This is a genomic window from Streptomyces sp. NPDC003943 (assembly GCF_053605265.1).
Genome location: NZ_JBSGIW010000003.1, coordinates 104,921 through 126,410, shown reverse-complemented (window position 1 = coordinate 126,410; position 21,490 = coordinate 104,921). Strand labels below are relative to the sequence as shown.

Genomic DNA, 21,490 nt, shown 5'->3' with positions numbered 1-21,490 from the left:
CGCTCGTTGCCCGGGCATGACGAACCAGGGTTCAGGACGGCTCGCCGGCCGGGTGTGCGTGGTGACGGGCGCGGCCAGCGGAATCGGCCGCGCGACGGCGCTGCGCTTCGCGGCGGAGGGCGCGCGGGTGGTGGCGGCGGACGTGGACAAGGAGCGGCTCGGCGACGGCACGCTCGGCGACGACGTGGTGACGGTGGTGGGCGACGTCTCGGACGACGCCGACGCCCGCCGCATGATCACCACCGCGGTGGACCGCTTCGGACGGCTCGACGTCCTCGTGGCGAACGCCGGCGTGATCCCCCTGCTGGACGTGGTGGAGGCGAGCGCCGCGGACTTCGACCGGGTGATGGCGGTCGACGGCCGCGGGATGTTCCTGACCTGCAAGTACGCGATCGAGGCGATGCGTGCGAGCGGCGGCGGCGGCGCGATCGTCTGCACCTCCTCCGTCTCCGGCGTCGCGGGCCAGGCGCGGCAGGCCGTCTACGGCCCGGCCAAGTTCGTGGCGACCGGCCTCACCAAGCACCTGGCGGTGGAGTGGGCCCCGCACGGCATCCGCGTCAACGCGGTCGCCCCCGGCACGATCGAAACCGAACGCGTCGCCGCCGCCCGCCACGAACCCGGCGGCCCCGAATACCTGGAGACCGTCTCCCGCGCCCACCCGATGGGCCGCTTCGGCCGCCCGGAGGAGGTGGCCGCGGCGATCCTCTTCCTGGCCTCGGACGAGGCGTCGTTCGTGACGGGCGCGGTGCTGCCGGTGGACGGGGGCTATCTGGCGCAGTGAGGGGCCCGGCATGCAGCCCTGGAGCCAGGGCCGTCTGCCCGGCAGGGCCGGGATCGGACCTGCCGGGCAGACGGGTGAGCAGGAGCAAGACCAGAGCCCCGGGCGGCCGGGGCGGCGGCGTCGCCGGCGGGCGCAGGCCGCCCGGGTCTGCGCCCGGAGGCCGGGGCCGAGGCCGGGCCGGCGGGCCGGGCTAGCCCGCCCTCGACCCCGGATCGGGGCGGAGGGCTGGCCAGGTGGTGGCGGCGCCCATGGACCTGCCCGGGGCGTCAGGCCGGCCGGGCGCCGTTCCGGCGGCGCCGTATCGCCGTCGCGCCTGCCAGTCCCAGCGCGAGCACCGCGCCCGTGCCCAGCGCGGCGGAGGCGGCGGTGACGGTCGGCTCCTTGTGCGCGGCGGGCACGACGGGCCCGGGGGCGTAGCCGCCGGCCGCGCCCTTCCTCGCGTACGCCGAACCCGGCAGCTTGTCGCCGTACGCCCGGACGACCCGCGTCCGGTACGCCGCGAGTGTGGTGCCGTTCTTCCCGACGGCCCGCACCGCGTCCTCGTCCAGCGGCAGCACCTTCGTGCCCTTCTGCACGTACCAGGCGTCGATCTGCGGCTCGCGGAAGACCAGGCCGCCGGGCAGCGCCCGCCGCCCCTGCTCGGTGTAGCGCCGCTCGTCGTCGCCGGTGGCGATGTTCACCACCTGCCAGCCGCCGTCCGCGCCGCGCGCGGTCCACAGCGAGGCCGTCCGCCCGTCGGCGGCGACCGCCGTGCCTGCGTAGAACTCGACCCGGGCCACCGGCGCCCCCGGCTTCCCGGCCACGAAGTCGGGCGACAGGAGCCGTACGGGGACGGAGGCGCCGTCGATACGGGGCCGGGCGGCGGGCCGCACGCCCGCCCCGTCCCGCGCGAAGAAGCGGGCGACCGTGTCGAGCGTCTGCGGCGCGGCGGCCGCCTGCTCGGGGGTGGGCGCGGTCGGAAGGGGCGCGGCACCGGCGGGGCCGGCGCCGAGGGCCACCAGCAGGCCGGCGGCAACGAAGGCGCGTATGCGTACGCTCATCGTCGTCACGCCCCGATCCGGTAGAGCGAGTGCGTCCAGGAGAACGAGCCGTTGTTCACGTACCAGGCGTGCGAGGCCCAGTTGTAGCGGTCGCTGGTCGGCCAGGGGTCGCCCCAGTAGACCCAGCTGTTGGCGTCGTCGTAGCCGTAGACGACGTGCATGTGCCCGCCGCCGCTGGACCACTGGATCCGGGTCTCGACCGGCCGGTCGGCGTTGATCTCGGTCTGCACGGTCGAGTAGCGCAGCCACCCGTCCACGTACGAGCCGGGGTTGATGCCGGCCCAGCTCAGCCCCGTCTGCACGTTGGCGAGGGTGGCCTGCCAGTTGGGGCAGTCGTAGCCCTGCTGCCGGTTGAAGGCGGCGTTGCAGAACTGGTTCTGCGTGTAGTTGCGGCCGTACCAGGTGGCGATGGTGTTCCCGGCGCCGGCCCAGCACCAGTTGCTCTTCTGCTGCGCCTGCATGGTGATGTCCAGGCGCTTGTACGACAGGGTGCCGACGTCGTCGGCGCTCGCCGGCGCGGCGGGGACGAGCGACAGGGCGGCGGTCGCGGCGAACGCTGCCAGGATGGGCTTGCTTCTGCGCATCGCGTTCCTCCCGAGGTGGGGATGTGGGGAGTCGGAGGAGAGGAGCGCGTCCGGACGCTGCCAGCGAGCATCGGGCGTTGTCCGGAACGGGTCAACACGCTTCAATGCGGGGTGACGGCGCGCTGTGAACGGTGTGACCCGGGTGTGAACGGCCGTCCCCGGTTCACCTGCCCGACCGCCGTCGGCGGCAGCCGCTCCGCCTCCCCCACCGTGAACGTTCACTGAGGAGTCCTCGTGGGCCAATCCGAGGCCGACCTTGTGCAGTTGCTGCACACGGGCCCGTTCCACCTGGCGCTGCGCACCGCGCTCGCCGTGCGCGGGCTGCCGCTCCAGCGGGTCCAGCACCATCTGGCGCACCGGGGCGTCAAGGTCGGCGTGACGAGCCTGAGCTACTGGCAGCAGGGCGCCCGCCGGCCGCAGCGGCCCGAGTCGATGAAGGCGGTGCGCGCCCTGGAGGAGGTGCTCCAGCTGCCCGACAACTCGCTGATCCGGCTGCTCGCCGAGGACTCCGCCGCCCGCGCCGACGTGGAGCGCCCGGCCACCCGCCCGTACCGCTCGCTCGTCGAGGCCTCGGGGGCGGTGGAACGGCTGCTCGCGGAACTGGAGTGCCCGGCGGACGGCGGGCTGCACACGGTGGGCCACCAGGAACGGGTGCGGATCGGGGCGGGCCGTGAGCTGCTCGGCCGGGACTCGCAGCAGGTGGTGCGGGCGCACCGGGACGGCGTCGACCGCTATCTGGCGATCCACCGGGGCGACCCGGGCTGCGAGGTGTCGCGGGTGGCGGTGCGGGCGACGGAGAACTGCCGGACGGGGCGGGTGCGGCGGCACGCGGACACCGGGGTGGTCGTCGCCGAGCTCCTCTTCGACACCCGGCTGCGGGCCGGGGACACGTATCTCTTCTCGTACGGCTTCGAGGACGGTACGGGCGGTCCGAGCCGGGAGTACGTGCGCGGGTTCAGCTTCGCGGGCGGGCAGTACGTGCTCCAGGTCCGCTTCGACGAGGCGGCGCTGCCGGTGCGCTGCCGGCGCTTCGCGCAGGCGTCGACGGGGGCCCCGCGCGGCGGCCGGGCCGAGCTGACGCTGAGCGGCCGGCACCGCGCGGTGCACCTCGTGGAGCAGGGGGTGCGCCCGGGGATCCTGGGGATCGACTGGGACTGGGCCTGAGCCCGGCCGGGCGCCGTGAGGCTGCCCCCTCGGCGGGTGACACCTCGGGGCGCTACGCCTTGTTGCGTTACGCCTTGGGGCCGGCGATCAGCCGGCCGTTCTCGACGCGCACCGGGACCTCGGGCAGCGGCACGGTCGCCGGGCCCTGGACGGCCTCGCCGGTGGCCACGTCGAAGCGGCTGCCGTGGCAGGGGCAGTTGCCGTGCTTGTCCTCGATCCGGTCGAGGAGGCAGCCGGCGTGGGTGCACTGGGCGCTGAACGCCTTGTACTGGCCCTTGGCCGGGCAGTGCACCAGGACGCGCTGCTCGCGGTAGAGCTTGGCGCCGCCGACCGGCACCTCGTCGGGCGAGCCGAGCGTGACCGGCGCGGTCGGCGTGGGGTTCTCGGCGTGGCCGAGCTTGGACTCGGTGGAGCAGGCGGCGACACCCAGCCCGGCGGCCCCGGCGAGGGCGGCGCCTTTCAGTACGGTGCGGCGGGGGGTCTGGCCGGACATGAGCGCTCCACGGGGGACGGGGGTGACGGTTCCGGCATCCGACGATACCGGCGGAGTTTCGCTCCCTTTCGCGCGGGTCTGTCGCGGGTCCGTCGCGGGGTCCGTCGCCGGCTCCGGCACGGGTGGCACTGGCTGTCGTCCCGAGTGGGGGCCCGGTGCGCCGCCCGTCCGTCATGGGTCGCTCGGGCTGTCGTGCCGGGCAGGACATGGGTTACGTTCCGGTACGTGATCGTCGTCGCCGGTGAGTCCCTGATCGACCTGGTCCCGGACGGAGGGCCGGGCCCGCTGTCGCCGCTGCTACCGCGGCCGGGCGGCGGCCCGTACAACACGGCCGTGGCCCTGGGCCGGCTCGGCGCGGACGCCGCCTTCTGCTCGCGGGTGTCGACGGACGCCTTCGGGGAGGCGCTGCTCGCGGGGCTCCGGGCGGCGGGCGTGGCGACCGGGCTGGTCCAGCGCGGGCCGGAGCCGACGACGCTGGCGGTGGCCTCGGTGGGCCCGGACGGCTCCGCGCGCTACGGCTTCTACGTGGAGGGCACGGCGGACCGGTTCTTCGCGCTGCCCGAGCGGCTGCCGGAGGGGGTTCGGGCGGTCGCCTTCGGGACCTGCTCGCTGGCCCTGGAGCCGGGCGCCAGCGCGTACGAGGCGCTGCTGCGGCGCTCGTACTGGCAGGGCGCCTTCACCCTGCTCGACCCGAACATCCGGCCGGGCCTGCTCCCGGACCCGGCGGCCTACCGGGAGCGCTTCGCGGGCTGGCTGCCGTACGTCTCGCTCCTGAAGCTGTCGGAGGAGGACGCCGACTGGCTGGACGGGTCTCCGGAGGAGTGGTTGGCCGCCGGGCCGGACGCGGTGGTGCTCACCCGGGGCAGCGCGGGCATGACGGTCTTCACGCGCGGCTTCGAGGTGTCCGTGCCGGCCGTACGGGTGCGGGTGGTCGACACGATCGGCGCGGGCGACACGGTGAACGCGGCCCTGCTGCACGGCCTGGCGGACCGCGCCCCGGCCGCCCTGGGCCCGGAGGACTGGCGGAGGCTGCTGTCCTTCGCGGCCCGCGCGGCCGCGGTCACCTGCACGCGGGCGGGCGCGGAGCCTCCGTACGGGCACGAGCTCGTCGACGACTGAGGCCGGTTCCGCGGATCAGGGCCGGACGGGCTCGCCACGGCCCCGGCCATGATCCGCCGGACAGGCCCGGGCTCCGGAGGCCCCGGCAGGCCGGAGGGGGCGCCCGCCGTTCGGCGGACGCCCCCTGGTCCTGGTAGCCCGGGCCGGCCCGGACCGGTGTCGGCGACCGTCAGGCCTTGCGGGCCCGGGCGGTCGTCTTCTTCGCCGCGGTCTTCTTCGCGGGCGCGGGCACCGCCTTCTTGGCCGTGCTCTTGGCGGCCGCGGCCTTCTTCGCCGGGGCCTTCTTCGCCGGCGCCGCCTTCTTGGCGCCGCGCGCGGCCGGGACCGTGGCCGCCGCGTCGCTGACGCGGTCGCCCAGGATCTCGCGGAGGAACTTGCCGGTGTGGCTGGCCGGGATCGAGGCGACCTCCTCGGGCGTGCCCTCGGCGACGACCAGGCCGCCGCCGCTGCCGCCCTCGGGGCCCATGTCGATGAGCCAGTCCGCGGTCTTGATGACGTCCAGGTTGTGCTCGATGACGATCACCGAGTTGCCCTTGTCGACGAGGCCGGACAGGACCTTGATCAGCTTCGAGATGTCCTCGAAGTGGAGACCCGTGGTCGGCTCGTCCAGGACGTAGACCGTGCGGCCCGTGGAGCGCTTCTGCAGCTCGGAGGCGAGCTTGACGCGCTGGGCCTCGCCGCCGGAGAGGGTCGGCGCGGACTGGCCGAGCCGGACGTACCCCAGGCCGACCTCGGTCAGCGTGCGCAGATGGCGGGAGATGGTCGGGACGGCCTCGAAGAAGTCCAGGGCCTCCTCGATCGGCATGTCCAGGACCTCGGAGATGGACTTGCCCTTGTAGTGGACCTCCAGGGTCTCCCGGTTGTACCGGTCGCCGTGGCAGACCTCGCACGGGACGTAGACGTCCGGGAGGAAGTTCATCTCGATCTTGATGGTGCCGTCGCCGGAGCAGTTCTCGCAGCGGCCGCCCTTGACGTTGAAGGAGAAGCGGCCGGGCAGGTAGCCGCGGACCTTCGCCTCCATCGTCTCCGCGAAGAGCTTGCGGATGTGGTCGAAGACGCCGGTGTAGGTCGCCGGGTTCGACCGCGGGGTGCGGCCGATGGGCGACTGGTCGACGTGCACGACCTTGTCGACGAGGTCGTCGCCGTCCACCCGGGTGTGCCGGCCGGGCACCGACTTGGCGCCGTTCAGCTCGCGCGCCAGGTGGGTGTAGAGGATGTCGTTGACCAGGGTCGACTTGCCGGAGCCGGAGACACCGGTGACCGCGGTGAGGACGCCGAGCGGGAAGGAGACGTCGATGTCCTGCAGGTTGTTCTCGCGGGCGCCGTGCACGGTGAGGCGGCGCGAGGGGTCCACGGGGCGGCGGATCTCCGGGGTGGCGATCGCCCGGCGGCCGGACAGGTACTGCCCGGTCATCGACTCCGCGTTGGCGAGCAGCTCCTTCAGCGGTCCGGAGTGGACCACCTTGCCGCCGTGCTCGCCGGCGCCGGGGCCGATGTCGACGACCCAGTCGGCGACCTTGATGGTGTCCTCGTCGTGCTCGACCACGATGAGCGTGTTGCCCATGTCGCGCAGCCGGACCAGGGTCTCGATGAGGCGGTGGTTGTCGCGCTGGTGGAGGCCGATGGACGGCTCGTCGAGCACGTAGAGCACGCCGACCAGGCCGGAGCCGATCTGGGTGGCGAGCCGGATGCGCTGGGCCTCGCCGCCGGAGAGGGTGCCGGCGGCCCGGTTGAGCGATAGGTAGTCGAGGCCGACGTCGACGAGGAAGCGCAGCCGCTCGTTGACCTCCTTGAGGACCCGCTCGGCGATCTTCTTGTCGCGGGCGCTGAGGGTGAGCCGGCCGAGGAACTCGGCGCAGTCGCTGATCGACATCGCGGAGACCTCGGCGATGGACTTCTCCATCACCGTGACCGCGAGGACGATCGGCTTGAGCCGGGTGCCCTCACAGGTGGGGCAGGGCACCTCGCGCATGTAGCCCTCGAAGCGCTCGCGGCTGGAGTCGCTCTCGGCCTCGCTGTGCCGCCGCTTCACGAAGGAGACCGCGCCCTCGAAGGCGGGGGTGGTGTAGGCCCGCTCGCGGCCGTACCGGTTGCGGTAGCGCACCTCGACCTGGGTCTTGTGGCCGTACATCAGGGCCTTCTTGGCGCGCTGCGGCAGCCCGGCGTACGGGATGTCGGTGCGGAAGCCGAGGGCCTGGGAGAGGCCGCCGATGAGCCGGCCGAAGTACTCCTTGGTGTGGCCGTGCGACCAGGGGTGGATGGCGCCCTCGTCGAGCGACTTCTCCTCGTCGGGGACGACCAGCTCGGGGTCGACCTCCATGCGGGTGCCGATGCCGGTGCAGTCCGGGCAGGCGCCGAAGGGCGAGTTGAAGGAGAAGGAGCGCGGCTCCAGCTCCTCGAAGGACAGGTCGTCGTACGGGCAGTAGAGGTGCTCCGAGTACATCCGCTCGCGCTCGGGGTCGTCCTCGGCGAGGTCGACGAAGTCGAGCACGACCATGCCGCCGGAGAGGCCGAGAGCGGTCTCGACGGAGTCGGTGAGCCGGCGCTTGGCGCTGTCCTTCACGGTGAGGCGGTCGACGACCACCTCGATGGTGTGCTTCTCCTGCTTCTTGAGCGTCGGCGGCTCGCTGAGCTGGATCGTCTGCCCGTCGACCCGGGCGCGGCTGTAGCCCTTGGTCTGGAGGTCGGCGAAGAGGTCGACGAACTCGCCCTTGCGCTCGCGGACCAGCGGCGACAGCACCTGGAAGCGGCTGCCCTCGGGCAGCTCCAGGACCTTGTCGACGATGGCCTGCGGCGACTGGCGGGAGATCGGCCGGCGGCACTCGGGACAGTGCGGCTTGCCGATGCGGGCGAAGAGCAGCCGGAGGTAGTCGTAGACCTCGGTGATCGTGCCGACCGTCGAGCGCGGGTTGCGCGAGGTCGACTTCTGGTCGATGGAGACGGCGGGCGACAGACCTTCGATGAAGTCGACGTCCGGCTTGTCCATCTGGCCGAGGAACTGACGGGCGTAGGAGGAGAGCGACTCGACGTACCGGCGCTGCCCCTCGGCGAAGATCGTGTCGAACGCGAGGGAGGACTTGCCCGACCCGGACAGCCCGGTGAAGACGATGAGCGAGTCACGAGGGAGGTCGAGCGAGACGTTCTTGAGGTTGTGCTCGCGAGCGCCACGGACGATGAGACGGTCGGCCACGCCGGTCCGCACCTTTCTTGAGAGAGCGGATGTGCCTGAACACCCAACAACCAAGGATGCCGGATGCTTCCATCGAGCCTATAGCACGCACATTCGATTTCCGGCCGGCCGCCGCCTTCTTCACCCGAACGAGTGGCCGCGCCCCGGCCTTCCCCCAGGTCGGAGCCCCGGGCCCCTGGCCGTACCGGCCCGGAAACCCCTAGGGTCGGCGCCATGATCGACCATGTGCATGACCTCGCCTGCGTGCGTGAGGCGACCGACCGGCTCCTCGCCGCCGTCTCCTCCTGGGACAACGCGGCTCTCGCCGAGCCGTCACGGCTTCCGGGCTGGACCCGCGGCCACGTCCTGGCCCACGTCGCCCGCAACGCCGACGCCCTCGTGAACGTCCTCCAGGGCCTGCCGATGTACAAGGACGGCGCCACCCGCGACGCCGACATCGAGCGGGACGCCACCCGGCCGCTCGACGTCCAGATCGCCGACCTGCGCGCCACCGCCGACCGCTTCCAGGCCGTGGGCGAGGAGCCCGCGGACTGGAGCCGCACCGTCGAGCTGCGCAACGGCGTCACCGACAGTGCCTCCCGGGTCCCGTTCCGCCGCTGGGCCGAGGTGGCGCTGCACCACGTCGACCTGGGCGCCGGCTACGAGCTCGAGGACCTCCCGGAGGAGTTCCTGCTCCGGGAGATCGACTTCCTCGCCGACCGCTGGTCCGGCCGGCCCGAGGTGCCCCCGGTGACCCTGCGCTCCGCCGACGGCCGGGACCTCGGCACCACCGGCGGCACCGAGGGCGACCCGGTCACCGTCGAGGGCTCGCTCGGCGAGCTCCTGGGCTGGCTGGCCGGGCGCGGCGCCAAGGGCGCGGGCCTGGCCACGAAGGGCGGCCCGCTCCCCGAGCTCCCGCCGCTGTAACCGGAGTTGCCGCCCCGCCTGTCGGTGGGCGGGGCTAGGCTGAGCTCATGACGTACAGCGGAGCGGTGAAGGTCGGCGGACCTGCGGACGTGCACGAGCTGACCGACTTGATGATCTCGAAGGTCGCGGTCGGCCCGATGGACAACAACGCGTATCTGCTGCGCTGCCGGGCGACCGGCGAGCAGCTCCTGATCGACGCGGCGGCCGAGCCGCGCACCCTGCTCACGCTGATCGGTGACGACGGCATCAAGGCCGTCGTCACCACCCACCAGCACGGCGACCACTGGCAGGCCCTGGCCGAGGTCGTCGAGGCCACCGGCGCCACGACGTACGCGGGCGCGTACGACGCCGAGGGCATCCCCGTCCCGACCGACGTCCGCGTCGAGGACGGCGACACGATCAAGGTCGGCCGGGTCGAGCTGACCGCCCGCCGCCTGGTCGGCCACACTCCCGGCTCGATCGCCCTGATCTACGACGACCCGCACGGCCACGCGCACGTGTTCACCGGCGACTGCCTCTTCCCCGGCGGCGTCGGCAACACCTGGAAGGACCCCGAGGCGTTCGCGAGCCTCATCCACGACGTGGAGACCAAGCTCTTCGACGCCCTCCCCGACGAGACCTGGGTCTATCCGGGCCACGGCGGCGACACCACGCTCGGCGACGAGCGCCCGAAGCTCCCGGAGTGGCGCGAGCGCGGCTGGTGACGGCAGTGCGCGGGTGGTGACCCTTCGGTCACCACCACGCGCCCCCGTAACCCGGGCGGCCGACGGGTAGTTGGCGCCACATGCACCACAGTCACTCTCCGTCGCCACCCGCCGCCCGCCGGTCACCCTCCATGGCGCGGCTCGCAGCGGCCTCGCTCGTCGGCACGGCCATCGAGTTCTTCGACTTCTTCGTCTACGGCACGGCCGCCGCGCTCGTCCTCGGACCGCTCTTCTTCCCGTCCTTCTCTCCGCTCGCCGGGACCCTCGCCGCCTTCGGCACCTTCGCGGTGGGCTTCCTGTCCCGGCCGCTCGGCTCGGTGCTCTTCGGCCATGTCGGCGACCGCCACGGCCGCCGCCCGGTCCTCTTCGCCTCGCTGCTGCTGACCGGCTGCGCCACGGTCGCGGTCGGCTGCGTTCCCACGTACGCGTCGATCGGCGTCGCCGCCCCCGTGCTGCTGCTCGTCCTGCGCTTCCTCCAGGGCCTCGGCCTCGGCGGGGAGTGGGGCGGCGCGGTGCTGCTGACCGCCGAGCACGCCCCGCCGGGGCGGCGGGCGCTGTGGGCGAGCTTCCCGCAGATCGGCCCGTCGGTCGGCTTCCTCCTCGCGAACGGCGTGACGCTGGCGCTGACGGCGGGCCTGAGCGACGCGGAGTTCCGCGCCTGGGGCTGGCGGGTGCCGTTCTGGGCGGCGGGGCTGCTCGCCGCCGCCGGGCTGCTGCTGCGCTCCTCGCTCGCGGAGACCCCGCAGTTCGAGGAGCTGGCCGCCGAGGGCCGCCGCGCGAACGCCCCGCTGACCGAGGTGGTCCGCGGGCACTGGCGGCTCGTGCTGCTCACCGCGGGCGCGCTGGCCGTCGGCTACGCGGTCTTCTACACGGTCTCCACCTGGGCGCTGGCCTACGGCACGGAACGTCTCGGCGTCTCCAGCGCGGTGATGCTCGGGTGCGCGATGGGGGCGGTCGGCATCTCGGGCGCGGTGACCCCGTTCCTGGCGCTCCTCGGCGACCGCTTCGGACGCCGGAGCCTGTGTCTGGCGGGCTGCGGGGCCTCGGCGCTGTGGATGTTCCCGATGGTGGCCCTCCTCCACACCGGCCGCCCGCCGCTGATGTTCCTCGGCTTCCTCGGCTCGCTGCTGGCGTTCATCACGATGTTCGCGGTGGTCGCCGCGTACCTCCCGGAGCTGTACGAGCCCCGGGTGCGCTGCACGGGCGCGGCCGTCGGCTACAACCTGGCCGGCGTCCTCGGCGGCGCGCTCACCCCGATCGTCGCGACGGCGGTCTCGGAGGGCCGCTCGGGTCCGCCGTGGGGCGTGGCCGCGTATCTGACGGTGGTGGCGCTGGTGAGCCTGGGCTGCTTCGCGCTGCTCCCGGAGACGCTGCCGGCCCGGGCAGCCGTGCGGGAGCCGGAACCGGAACCCGTATGACCACGGAGAGGGGCCGGGTGCGGGCGGTGGTGTACCGCTCGCACCCGGCCCCTCCGGGTCGTACGGGTCAGGCCGCGACGGTGTCCTTCTCGGCCTCGTCCGCCTCGCGCCGCTCCTGCTTCTTCGAGGCGATGAGGCTGGTGATCGTGGTGACGATCAGGACGCCGCAGATGACGGCGAGCGAGAACGGGATCGAGATCTCGGGGACGTGGACACCGGACTCGTGCAGGGCGTGCAGCACCAGCTTCACGCCGATGAAGCCGAGGATCACCGACAGGCCGTAGCTGAGGTGGACCAGCTTCTTGAGCAGGCCGCCGATCAGGAAGTACAGCTGGCGCAGACCCATGAGGGCGAAGGCGTTGGCGGTGAAGACGATGTACGGGTCCTGGGTGAGGCCGAAGATCGCCGGGATCGAGTCGAGGGCGAACAGCACATCGGTCGTGCCGATCGCCAGCATGACGACCATCAGCGGGGTCAGCACCCGCTTGCCGTTGTCGCGGATGAAGAGCTTGGTGCCGTGGTAGCGGTCGGCGACGCCGAACTTCTTCTCGATGGACTTGAGGAGACGGTTCTCCTCGAAGTCCTCTTCCTCCTCGTCGGAGCGGGCCTCCTTGATGAGCTTCCAGGCGGTGTAGATCAGGAAGGCACCGAAGAGGTAGAAGACCCAGGAGAAGCTGGTGATGATCGCGGCGCCGGCGGCGATGAAGATCGCGCGGAGCACCAGGGCGATCAGCACACCCACGAGCAGCACGCGCTGCTGGAGGTGGGAGGGCACGGAGAACTTCGCCATGATCAGGACGAAGACGAAGAGATTGTCGACACTGAGCGACTTCTCCGTGATGAATCCGGCGAAGAACTCACCGGACGCCTGACTGTTGCCGAAGACCATCAGGCCGAGGCCGAACAGCGCGGCGAGGACGATCCAGACGACCGTCCAGATGCCGGCCTCCTTGACCGACACGTCGTGGGGCTTGCGCCCGATGAAGAAGTCGACCGAGATGAGGGCGGCCAGACCGAGAACGGTCAGCACCCACAGGGTCATCGAAACGTCCACTGCGCCTCCGGCGTCGCACGGCTCACATGGAGCCTCTCGTTGCCGGAGGTCTCTTCCACCCGGGCCGGCCGCTCAACGCCGGCCACGGGCCGGCGCCCCGGGATCAGGTGTCCGACCTGTCCGTATTGACGGGTACGCCGCGCTTGGGGAGTACTCCCCTCCGCAGGAAAAAGAGTACCCGAAGAACCAAGAAACGGTAAAGAGAAGGGTAAAGTCACCTCAAAAGCGCAGGTCAGAGCCGTTCCGGTCCCCATTGCCGACGTCCGTCGGCCACCTGGGCGAGCACCTGCCGGAGCACCCCGCTGCCCGCCGGGAAGACCGGCGGCTCGTACGTCCACGCGTGCCCGACCCACGGGTCGGCGAGGTGGTCGTCCGGCACCGGCGTGAGCCGGGTCAGCGAGCGCCACAGCGGGTCGAGCACCGGCCCGTACGCCGCCGCGTCCGCCCGGTCCGCGACCATCATCAGATGGGTGCCGACCGCCGGGCCCTCGTCGGCGAGATAGCGCAGCCGGTTGACCGCGCGGTCGTCGAAACCGTGCGGGAAGTCGTGCACGATCAGCAGCTCCTCCGCGGTGTCCAGGCCGGGCGGGAGGTCCTCGGAGGCGTCGGCGCGCAGCGCCATCTGCAGCAGGTCGACCCGCTCGGTGAGCTGCGCCAGGACCTCCGAGACCCCGGCCGCTCCGGCCGCCGGCGGCCCCTCGGTCACGCCCGCCTCGACGAGCGGGGCGAACGCGGCCGCGCCCGCTCCGGCCGCGTCGATCACCCGCACCCGGAAGCGGTGCGCCGGGTGCACGGCGAGCAGCCGGACGGCGTGCGCGACGGCGCACTCCACAGCGGCCCGGCGCAGCTCGGCCTCGTCGAGCAGCGAGGCGGCCAGGGAGTCGCCGCGGCCCGAGTCCACCCAGAGCCCGCGGGCGAGCGGCAGCCGGGCCAGGAACGGGATGCGCAGCCCGGTCCGCTCGGGGAGGTGCAGATCGCCGAGCCGCACGGCCATGGGCGCCTCCATGGGCACGTGGTACGCCTGCCAGACGGGGCTGTCCCAGCGGGCGTAGGCCGCCGGCAGCGCGGGCTCGACGACCTCCGACTCGGCGGTGAGCTGGGCGAGATCGCGGTCCAGGGCCTCCCGGGCGCGGGCGGTGAGCTCGTCGTGCTTCGCCCGGGCCTCGGCCCGGGCGGCGTCGCCGGCCCCGCCGATCCTCGCGCGCGGGTCGGACAGGGCCCGGTCGAGCTCCTGGTCGAGGCGGGACTCGGCGAACTGGCAGGCGCTGCGGTACGCGGCGGTGGCACGCGCCAGATCCTCGAACATGCCCCACACCTGGTTGTAGAGCCGCTCGTCCATCGTCCAGCCGGTGGCGTCCCCGGCGACGGGCGTCGGATACGCGCTGGGCTCGGCGTCCTGCGGCGGCGGAGGCGCCGGGGCGGGCCCGGGAGCCGGGCGGCGGCCGGGGTGGGTGTAGTCGATGGGGCCGGTGCCCGCGGGCGGCTGCGCGGCCGGGGCGGACCCCGGAGCCGGGGACGGGCTGGAGGTCGGGGAGGGGGTGGAACCCGGGTGCGGAGACGGGGCGGTCTGGCGGGCCCGGTCCGTCTCGGGGAGCCGCGGCGGCGGGGCGGCGACCGAGCGGGCGAGGCCCTGGGCGACGGCCTCCAGGACCGTGCCGGCGAGTTCCCCGGCGCGCGGGAGCCCCTGGTCGGCGAGGAGGGCGGCGAGCCCGCCCTCGTACCCCTGGCCGACGGCCCGGACCTTCCAGGCGCCCTGGCGGCGGTAGAGCTCGAGGGCGATCAGCGCGGACTCGCGGTCGAGGCCGGTGATCGTGTAGGCGGCGATGCCGGTGCCGTCGGGTGCGGTGACGGTGACGACGGGGGCGGCCGTGGCGCCGAAGCGGGTGGGGCCGCCCGCTCCGACGGGCAGTGCGAGGAGGACGGAGACCCGGTGGACGGTGTCGCGGACGGCCTCCAGGTCGACCGCGAGCCGGTGCCTCTCCGCGGCCTGCCGGGGCACCTCGATCCCCGGCAGCGCGGCCACCCCGGGGTGGACGACGGCCTCGGGGCCGGCGATCCGGCCCTGCTCGTCGGCGAGGGTGGCCGCGGCGACGACCGGATGACCGGCCGAGACCCGGATCTCCAGGCGGGTGTGGGACAGGGGGTGGTTCTGCCCCCGGACCAGCTCGGCGGTCATCTGTTCCGTCTCTCCGTATGCAGGTGTGCGCTGCGGCCGCTTGCCGGACCGCTGCTTACAGGACCGGGAAGATCGCCGGCATCAGGTCCTGGAAGGTGCGGCCGTTGGCGGGGTTGCCGATGGCCGTCATCTGCCAGCCGGAACCGGCCCGGTGCACCTTCGCCATGATCTGCGCCGTGTACGGGCCGCCGCCGTTGAGCGTGTAGCGGGCGAGCTCCTGGCCGTTGGTCTCGTCCACGAGGCGGCAGAACGCGTTCTGCACCTCCTGGAAGCTCTGTCCGGTGAAGGAGTTCACCGTGAAGACGATCTGGTCGATGTGGACCGGGACCCGCTGGAGGTCCACCAGGATCGCCTCGTCGTCGCCGCCCTGGCCGACGCCGCCCACCAGGTTGTCGCCGGTGTGGCGGACGGAGCCGTCGTCGCTGATCAGGTGGCGGAAGAAGACCACGTCCACGGGCTGCTTGTCGGCGAAGAGCACGGCCGAGGCGTCCAGGTCGATCTCACGGGTGCGCGAGCCGAACAGGCCGCGGCGGGGCGCCGCCTGCCAGCCCAGGCCCATCCGCACGGAGGTGAGGCTGCCCCCGCCCTGCTTCTCCAGGCTGATGGCCTGTCCCTTGGTCATGTTGACCGTCACGCGCTGCCCCTCTCATCGGTGTGTTCAGCACCCTACGCAGGGGCACTGACAACCCGCCCGGACAGGCCCGGTTTTGTGTCGGTCTTGCAACACACCGGGCCGCGTCCGCGCCCCCCCTCTGGAGGCCCGTCAGGCCAGCCCGGCCTCCTTCATCTGGCGCAGCTCCTTCTTCAGTTCGGACACCTCGTCGCGCAGCCGGGCGGCGACCTCGAACTGCAGCTCGGCCGCGGCGGCCTTCATGCGGTCGGTCATCTCCTCGATGATTCCGGCCAGTTCGGTCGCCGGGCGGTCGCCGAGCTCCATGGTCGCGCCCGCCTTCGCGCCCTTCCGCTTGGGCGCGTGCGCGGCGAGCGAGGGGACCGGGGACTTGGCGCCCTTGCCGTCCTTCGACTTGCGGTAGCCCGTACCGAGCAGCTCCTCGGTGTCGATCTCCTCGCGCGCGATGGTGGCGACGATGTCGTTGATCTTCTTCCGCAGCGGCTGCGGGTCGATGCCGTTGGCCTTGTTGTAGGCGATCTGCTTCTCGCGGCGCCGGTTGGTCTCGTCGATGGCCTGCGCCATCGCGGGGGTGACCGTGTCGGCGTACATGTGGACCTGGCCGGAGACGTTACGGGCGGCTCGGCCGATGGTCTGGATGAGCGAGGTGCCGGAGCGCAGGAAGCCCTGCTTGTCGGCGTCGAGGATGGCGACCAGCGACACCTCCGGCAGGTCGAGGCCCTCGCGGAGCAGGTTGATGCCGACCAGGACGTCGTACTCGCCGGAGCGCAGCTCGCGCAGCAGCTCGATGCGGCGCAGGGTGTCGACGTCGCTGTGCAGATAGCGGACCTGGATGCCCAGTTCGAGGAAGTAGTCCGTGAGGTCCTCGGCCATCTTCTTGGTGAGCGTGGTGACGAGGACGCGCTCGTCGCGCTCGGTGCGCAGCCGGATCTCGTGCACCAGGTCGTCGATCTGGCCCTCGGTGGGCTTGACGACGACCTCGGGGTCGACGAGGCCGGTCGGGCGGATGATCTGCTCGACGAAGCCGTCCCCGCGGGACAGCTCGTAGGTGCCGGGGGTGGCGGAGAGATAGACGGTCTGGCCGATCCGCTCCTGGAACTCCTCCCACTTCAGCGGGCGGTTGTCGAGCGCCGACGGCAGCCGGAAGCCGTGGTCGACGAGGGTGCGCTTACGGGAGGCGTCGCCCTCGTACATGGCGCCGATCTGCGGCACGGTGACGTGCGACTCGTCGATGACGAGCAGGAAGTCCTCGGGGAAGTAGTCGAGGAGGGTGTTGGGCGGGGAGCCCGGCAGCCGGCCGTCGAAGTGCATCGAGTAGTTCTCGATGCCGGAGCAGGAGCCGATCTGGCGCATCATCTCGATGTCGTACGTGGTCCGCATGCGCAGCCGCTGGGCCTCCAGGAGCTTGCCCTGCTTCTCCAGCTCCGCGAGGCGCTGCTCCAGCTCGGCCTCGATGTCGTTGACGGCCCGCTCCATGCGCTCGGGTCCGGCGACGTAGTGGCTGGCGGGGAAGACGTACAGCTGCTGGTCGTCGCTGATGACCTCGCCGGTGAGCGGGTGGAGGGTGGAGAGGGCCTCGATCTCGTCGCCGAACATCTCGATGCGGACGGCGAGCTCCTCGTACACCGGGAAGATCTCGATGGTGTCGCCGCGCACCCGGAAGGTGCCGCGGGCGAACGCCACGTCGTTGCGGGTGTACTGGATGTCGACGAAGCGGCGGAGCAGCTGGTCCCGGTCGATCTCGTCGCCGACCTTGAGGGAGACCATCCGGTCCACGTACTCCTGCGGCGTGCCGAGGCCGTAGATGCAGGAGACGGAGGCGACCACGATCACGTCCCGCCGGGTCAGCAGCGAGTTGGTGGCGGAGTGGCGCAGCCGCTCGACCTCCTCGTTGATGGAGGAGTCCTTCTCGATGTAGGTGTCCGACTGCGGGACGTACGCCTCGGGCTGGTAGTAGTCGTAGTACGAGACGAAGTACTCGACCGCGTTGTTCGGCAGGAGCTCACGGAACTCGTTGGCCAGCTGGGCGGCCAGCGTCTTGTTCGGCGCCATCACCAGGGTGGGGCGCTGGAGCTTCTCGATCATCCAGGCGGTCGTGGCCGACTTGCCCGTGCCGGTGGCGCCGAGCAGCACGACGTCCTTCTCGCCGGCGCGGATGCGCCGGTCGAGCTCGGCGATGGCCGTCGGCTGGTCGCCGCTGGGCTGGTAGGGGCTGACGACCTCGAAGGGCGCCACCGTACGTTCGATCTTGGAGACTGGCCGCATGCAACCACCGTACGACCCGGCACTGACAGCGGGCGTGTGATCGGCCCGGCGGGTGCCGGCCGGGCGGTGGCGGCCCGTCGCTCACCAGTCCTGGGAGCGGTACGCGTCGCGGTGCACGGCCCGGCGCCCGCCGCGGGCGGCGGGGCGGGCGGAGGACCAGTTGGCGGGCTCGCCGTAGGCGGCGACGCGGCGCGGGACCGGGACGCCGGGGGCACCGTGGCGGTAGCCGCCACGGGCGGTGGGCCGCTGCCAGTCCGGTTCGCCCATGACGAGCAGCGGGTCGAACATGACCACGACGGCGGCGAGCAGCAGGAAGACGCCGGGGCCGACGAGCATGGGCAGCAGCAGCGAGGTGGCGCTGTCGCCGCTGCCCGGGGCGGGGGTGCCGTGCAGCTCGACCTGGACCGCCGCCATGGCGGTGTAGTGCATGCCGCTGACCGCGAGCCCCATCACCAGGCTGGCGCCGAGGCTGGCCAGGAAGCCGTGCACGGAGACGGCCGCCCAGAGGGCGGAGGTCGCGGCCACCACGGCGATGACCACGGAGAGGCCGACGGTGAGGGTGTCGTACTGGATCTGTCCGTGCAGCCGCATCCCGGCCATGCCCAGGTAGTGCATGGTGGCGACGCCGAGGCCGGTGATGGTGCCGCCGGTGATCAGGGTCAGCGGGGTCGCGCCGCGGTACCCGACGATGAAGATGCCGATGCCGACCATGAGGATGGCGACGCCGAGACTGGCGAAGGTGATCGGGCGGTCGTAGCTGATCGGGGCCTGCCGGACGGAGAAGCCCATCATGGCGATGAAGTGCATGGTCCAGATGCCGGTGCCGATGGAGGTGGCACCGAGGGCAAGCCAGCCGGCCTTGAAGCTGTCGCGGTGGCGCAGCGATCTGGTGGTGCAGCGCAGTCCGAGCGCGCCGCCGAGGCAGGCCATGAGGAAGGCCGCCACCGGTGTGACCAGGCCGTAGCTGAATCCGTCGACCGTGCCCTGCATGAGCGTCCGTCCTCCACCCCTGGGTGCAACGTCGTCCGAAAACAGTCGGTACCGCTGAGTAGTGCTAACGGATTATGGCGCCCGCCGGGGCCCTCCGGCCATGCGGTCCTGGAATTGCCCGCCCCGGTGTCAGTGCCGGGTCGTATGGTGATCGGCATGGGACAGGAGAAGCCGGGGGCGGAGCGGCCGGTGGGGCGCGTGGAGTGGACGGTGGTGCCGAGCGGCATCGGTCCACTGCTGCTCGCCGCGACGGACCGGGGCCTCGTGAGCGTGAACTTCCATGCCGACGGACGGGTGCTGGAGCGCGTCCTGGAGCGGCTCGCGGCCGCGCTCGGAGTGGAGCTCGTGCGGTGCGAGACGGATCGGCTCGCCGAGCCGATACGGCAGATCCGGGCGTACTTCGACGGGACCCTGCAGAGCTTCGACGTCAAGCTCGACTGGTCGCTGGTGACCGGATTCAACCGCCAGGTGCTGCGCGAGCTGGCGGACGGCGTCCCGTACGGGACGGTGGTGGCGTACGGGGAGCTGGCTCGCCGCGTCGGGCAGCCTTCGGCCGCGCAGGCGGTCGGCGCGGCGATGGGATCCAATCCGCTGCCGGTGGTGGTGCCGTGCCACCGGGTGGTGGAGAGCGACGGAGGGATCGGAGGCTTCGGCGGCGGTCTGGAGACCAAGCGGAAGCTGCTGGCCCTGGAGGGCGTGCTGCCGGAGCCGCTGTTCTGAGCCGCCCTTCCGGGGCCTGTTCGGGGCCGCAGTTCTGAGCCGCCGTTATGGGACGCCTCGCCGTCCGGGCGTTCCCACATGGTGGGAACGCTGGCACTATGCGTAAGTGACCAACAGCTCCAGCGCCCCTGACGCCGTACTGTCGACCGCGATATCCGCCCCCGCCCCCGTCTCCCCCGAGCGGCTCCCGGCGCTGCGGCGCCGCATCCAGGCCGTGCTCATCGCCACCCAGATCCTCGGCGGACTCGGCATCGCGATCGGCGTCGCCCTCTCCGCCGTCCTCGCCAAGGAGGTCAGCGGCACGGAGGCGCTGTCGGGTCTCGCGTCGACGGCGACGGTGGCCGGGCCGGCCCTCCTCGCGATGCCACTCGCCTCGCTGATGGGCCGGCGCGGCCGGCGCGCCGGACTCGTCCTCGCCTACCTGGTCGGCGCGCTCGGCGCCGGAGTCGCGGTGCTCGGCGCCGTCGTCGACAGCTTCCCCGTGCTCCTGCTGGGCCTCGTCGGCTTCGGAGCGGGCTCCTCGGCCAACCTCGCGGCCCGGTTCGCCGCCGCGGACCTCGCCGAGCCCGACCGCCGGGCCCGGGCCATCTCCACCGTCGTATGGGCCACCACCATCGGCGCCGTCCTCGGCCCCAACGTCGCCGCCCCGGCCGGCGAGAGCGTCGCCGGCCTCGGCATCCCCGTCGCCGCCGGGCCCTTCGTCTGGGCGTCCGGCGTCTTCGTCCTCGCCGCGGCCATGGTGGCCCTGCTGCTGCGCCCCGACCCACTGCTCACCGCCCGCGTCCTCGCCGGCCCGGAGGAGGCCGCGGCCGCCGAAAGCCGTTCCCTCAAGGCCGGCCTGCGGGCCGTACGGGCGTCATCCCGCGCCCGGCTCGCCCTGGTGACCGTCGCCGGCTCGCACACCGCGATGGTGTCGATCATGTCGATGACCCCGGTCGCGCTCAGCCACCACGGCGCGGACATCCGGATGATCGGCCTGGTGATCAGCGGTCACATCGCCGGCATGTACGCCTTCTCGCCCGTCATGGGCTGGCTCTCCGACCGGCTCGGCCGCCTCTCCGTCATCGGCCTCGCGGTCGCGCTGATCGCCGTGGCCGCGCTCCTCGCCGGCACGTCCGGCGCCGGCCACGGGCAGACCGCGCTCGGCCTCTTCGTCCTGGGCCTCGGCTGGTCCGCCGGCCTGGTCTCGGGCTCGGCGCTCCTCACCGACTCCGTCCCGCAGGCCGCCCGCGCCGCCGTCCAGGGGCTCTCCGACTTCATCATGAACACCTCGGCCGGACTCGGCGGCCTCGCCGCGGGCCTGATCGTCTCGCAGGCGGGCTACGGCTGGCTGAACCTGGTCGCGGCGTGCCTGCTGATGCCGATGACGCTGCTCGCGGTGCGGACGGGAGTGCGGCGGGGCTGAGCGTCTGGGAGAGGCGGGCGGCTGGATCCAATATCCGGGAGGTCGGATGTCGAATCCCGGATCCGACCGCCCGGATCCGGGATATCGGATCCACCTCCCGGATCCGGGATGCCGGATCCAACCTCTCGGATCCAACCTCCCGGGTCCGGGATGCCGGATCCCGCCTGCCGGATTCAGCATCCTGGATCCAACATCCCGGAGAAGCGGACGCCACGGACGCTCAGAGGCTGATGTGGTACGCCTTGCGCAGCGTCTCGTGGACGGTCCAGGTGGTGCGGTCGCCCTCACGCAGCACGCACGCGTCGCCCGGGCCTATCTCCAGGGTCTCGCCACCCTCGACCTCGACCGTGGCGCGGCCGCTGACGACGACGAAGAGCTCGTTCGCCTCGGTGTCGGTGACGACGCCGGGGGTGATCTGCCAGATGCCCCGGATCTGCTTGCCGTCGGCGGACTCCCACAGGACCTTGCCGGTCACCTCGGGGGTGCCGGAGACGATCTGGGCCGGGTCGAGGGGATCGGCTTCGAGGTCGGCGTCGGGGATGTGGACGGCGAAGGAAGGCTGCTCGTGAGTGGTCATGGGCGGTGACTGTAGCGGGGCCCGGAGGCCGTTCCACGGCGGGGACGGCGTGGAGGGGGAAGCTCCGTTTCGCCGCCCCACCAGGGCACTTGACCCGCCCGGGGACGCGACGGAATCCGCAGCAGGGGTTTGCCGCGCGGCTGCGGCGGGAGCGGTGGACCACCGGCGCGGGAAGAGACCGCGGGGCACCGATTCCGTCGTCGCCGGCGCACGCGGGCGGGTCGGCGGATTCGGCGGCGAGGACGGAGGCGGAGGCGCATTCTCCGCTCCTGC

Annotated in this window: 18 protein-coding genes; 8 read left to right on the top strand and 10 right to left on the bottom strand. The window is 72.6% G+C overall.

Annotated elements, in window-relative coordinates; translation table 11 throughout:
• Positions 1-16 precede the first annotated feature (16 nt).
• Entirely contained in the window at positions 17-781 is a 765-nt protein-coding gene (locus tag ACWEV0_RS02485) for an SDR family NAD(P)-dependent oxidoreductase (protein WP_453145739.1), read from the top strand.
• Between the two features lie 266 nt (positions 782-1,047).
• On the opposite strand, the gene ACWEV0_RS02480 is transcribed toward ACWEV0_RS02485, so the two are convergent.
• Together ACWEV0_RS02480 and ACWEV0_RS02475 are read right to left on the bottom strand one after the other, a co-directional pair.
• The gene (locus tag ACWEV0_RS02480) at positions 1,048-1,821 is read right to left on the bottom strand and encodes a hypothetical protein (RefSeq protein ID WP_453145737.1); all 774 of its coding nucleotides are present in this window, start codon (positions 1,819-1,821) and stop codon (positions 1,048-1,050) included.
• A 5-nt stretch (positions 1,822-1,826) separates the two neighbouring features.
• A complete protein-coding gene (locus tag ACWEV0_RS02475; protein WP_453145735.1) occupies positions 1,827-2,405 on the bottom strand; it encodes a papain-like cysteine protease family protein in 579 nt (192 codons plus the stop codon).
• 234 nt (positions 2,406-2,639) lie between these two features.
• On the opposite strand from ACWEV0_RS02475, the gene ACWEV0_RS02470 reads away from it, so the two are divergent.
• Complete coding sequence (locus tag ACWEV0_RS02470) at positions 2,640-3,569, top strand: hypothetical protein (protein WP_453145734.1); 930 nt, start codon at positions 2,640-2,642, stop codon at positions 3,567-3,569.
• 67 nt (positions 3,570-3,636) lie between these two features.
• Here the strand turns inward: ACWEV0_RS02470 and ACWEV0_RS02465 are convergent, their stop codons facing one another.
• Complete coding sequence (locus ACWEV0_RS02465; RefSeq protein ID WP_453145732.1) at positions 3,637-4,062, bottom strand: Rieske (2Fe-2S) protein; 426 nt, start codon at positions 4,060-4,062, stop codon at positions 3,637-3,639.
• Positions 4,063-4,287: 225 nt separating this feature from the next.
• Between ACWEV0_RS02465 and ACWEV0_RS02460 the strand changes: the two genes are divergently transcribed.
• A complete protein-coding gene (locus ACWEV0_RS02460) occupies positions 4,288-5,181 on the top strand; it encodes a carbohydrate kinase family protein (RefSeq protein ID WP_453145730.1) in 894 nt (297 codons plus the stop codon).
• Between the two features lie 169 nt (positions 5,182-5,350).
• On the opposite strand, the gene uvrA is transcribed toward ACWEV0_RS02460, so the two are convergent.
• Positions 5,351-8,371 (bottom strand): excinuclease ABC subunit UvrA, encoded by a 3,021-nt coding sequence (gene uvrA, locus ACWEV0_RS02455; RefSeq protein WP_453145728.1) that lies wholly within the window; start codon positions 8,369-8,371, stop codon positions 5,351-5,353.
• A gap of 213 nt (positions 8,372-8,584) precedes the next feature.
• Here uvrA and ACWEV0_RS02450 point away from each other — a divergent pair, with 213 nt between their 5' ends.
• The 3 genes from ACWEV0_RS02450 (at position 8,585) to ACWEV0_RS02440 (ending at position 11,399) form a co-directional block, all read left to right on the top strand.
• Entirely contained in the window at positions 8,585-9,277 is a 693-nt protein-coding gene (locus tag ACWEV0_RS02450; protein WP_453145726.1) for a maleylpyruvate isomerase family mycothiol-dependent enzyme, read from the top strand.
• Between the two features lie 47 nt (positions 9,278-9,324).
• Positions 9,325-9,981, top strand: a complete 657-nt coding sequence (locus ACWEV0_RS02445; RefSeq protein WP_453145724.1) for an MBL fold metallo-hydrolase — start codon at positions 9,325-9,327, stop codon at positions 9,979-9,981.
• Between the two features lie 131 nt (positions 9,982-10,112).
• A complete protein-coding gene (locus tag ACWEV0_RS02440) occupies positions 10,113-11,399 on the top strand; it encodes an MFS transporter (protein ID WP_453145723.1) in 1,287 nt (428 codons plus the stop codon).
• A gap of 67 nt (positions 11,400-11,466) precedes the next feature.
• Here the strand turns inward: ACWEV0_RS02440 and ACWEV0_RS02435 are convergent, their stop codons facing one another.
• The 5 genes from ACWEV0_RS02435 to ACWEV0_RS02415 form a co-directional block, all read right to left on the bottom strand.
• Positions 11,467-12,453 (bottom strand): TerC family protein, encoded by a 987-nt coding sequence (locus tag ACWEV0_RS02435; protein WP_453145721.1) that lies wholly within the window; start codon positions 12,451-12,453, stop codon positions 11,467-11,469.
• A gap of 232 nt (positions 12,454-12,685) precedes the next feature.
• Positions 12,686-14,629, bottom strand: a complete 1,944-nt coding sequence (locus tag ACWEV0_RS02430; RefSeq protein WP_453145719.1) for a TerD family protein — start codon at positions 14,627-14,629, stop codon at positions 12,686-12,688.
• A 55-nt stretch (positions 14,630-14,684) separates the two neighbouring features.
• Positions 14,685-15,263 carry a TerD family protein gene (locus ACWEV0_RS02425; RefSeq protein WP_403797916.1) on the bottom strand — a complete coding sequence of 193 codons (579 nt, stop codon included), beginning with the start codon at positions 15,261-15,263 and terminating at the stop codon, positions 14,685-14,687.
• A 129-nt stretch (positions 15,264-15,392) separates the two neighbouring features.
• Complete coding sequence (uvrB, locus tag ACWEV0_RS02420; RefSeq protein WP_453145717.1) at positions 15,393-17,525, bottom strand: excinuclease ABC subunit UvrB; 2,133 nt, start codon at positions 17,523-17,525, stop codon at positions 15,393-15,395.
• An 81-nt stretch (positions 17,526-17,606) separates the two neighbouring features.
• Entirely contained in the window at positions 17,607-18,515 is a 909-nt protein-coding gene (locus ACWEV0_RS02415) for an MHYT domain-containing protein (RefSeq protein WP_453145715.1), read from the bottom strand.
• Positions 18,516-18,671: 156 nt separating this feature from the next.
• On the opposite strand from ACWEV0_RS02415, the gene ACWEV0_RS02410 reads away from it, so the two are divergent.
• Both ACWEV0_RS02410 and ACWEV0_RS02405 read left to right on the top strand, forming a co-directional pair.
• The gene (locus tag ACWEV0_RS02410; RefSeq protein WP_453145713.1) at positions 18,672-19,235 is read left to right on the top strand and encodes a methylated-DNA--[protein]-cysteine S-methyltransferase; all 564 of its coding nucleotides are present in this window, start codon (positions 18,672-18,674) and stop codon (positions 19,233-19,235) included.
• Positions 19,236-19,341: 106 nt separating this feature from the next.
• Entirely contained in the window at positions 19,342-20,640 is a 1,299-nt protein-coding gene (locus tag ACWEV0_RS02405) for an MFS transporter (RefSeq protein ID WP_453145712.1), read from the top strand.
• 220 nt (positions 20,641-20,860) lie between these two features.
• Here the strand turns inward: ACWEV0_RS02405 and ACWEV0_RS02400 are convergent, their stop codons facing one another.
• Entirely contained in the window at positions 20,861-21,217 is a 357-nt protein-coding gene (locus ACWEV0_RS02400) for a cupin domain-containing protein (protein WP_453145710.1), read from the bottom strand.
• Between the last annotated feature and the right edge of the window lie 273 nt (positions 21,218-21,490).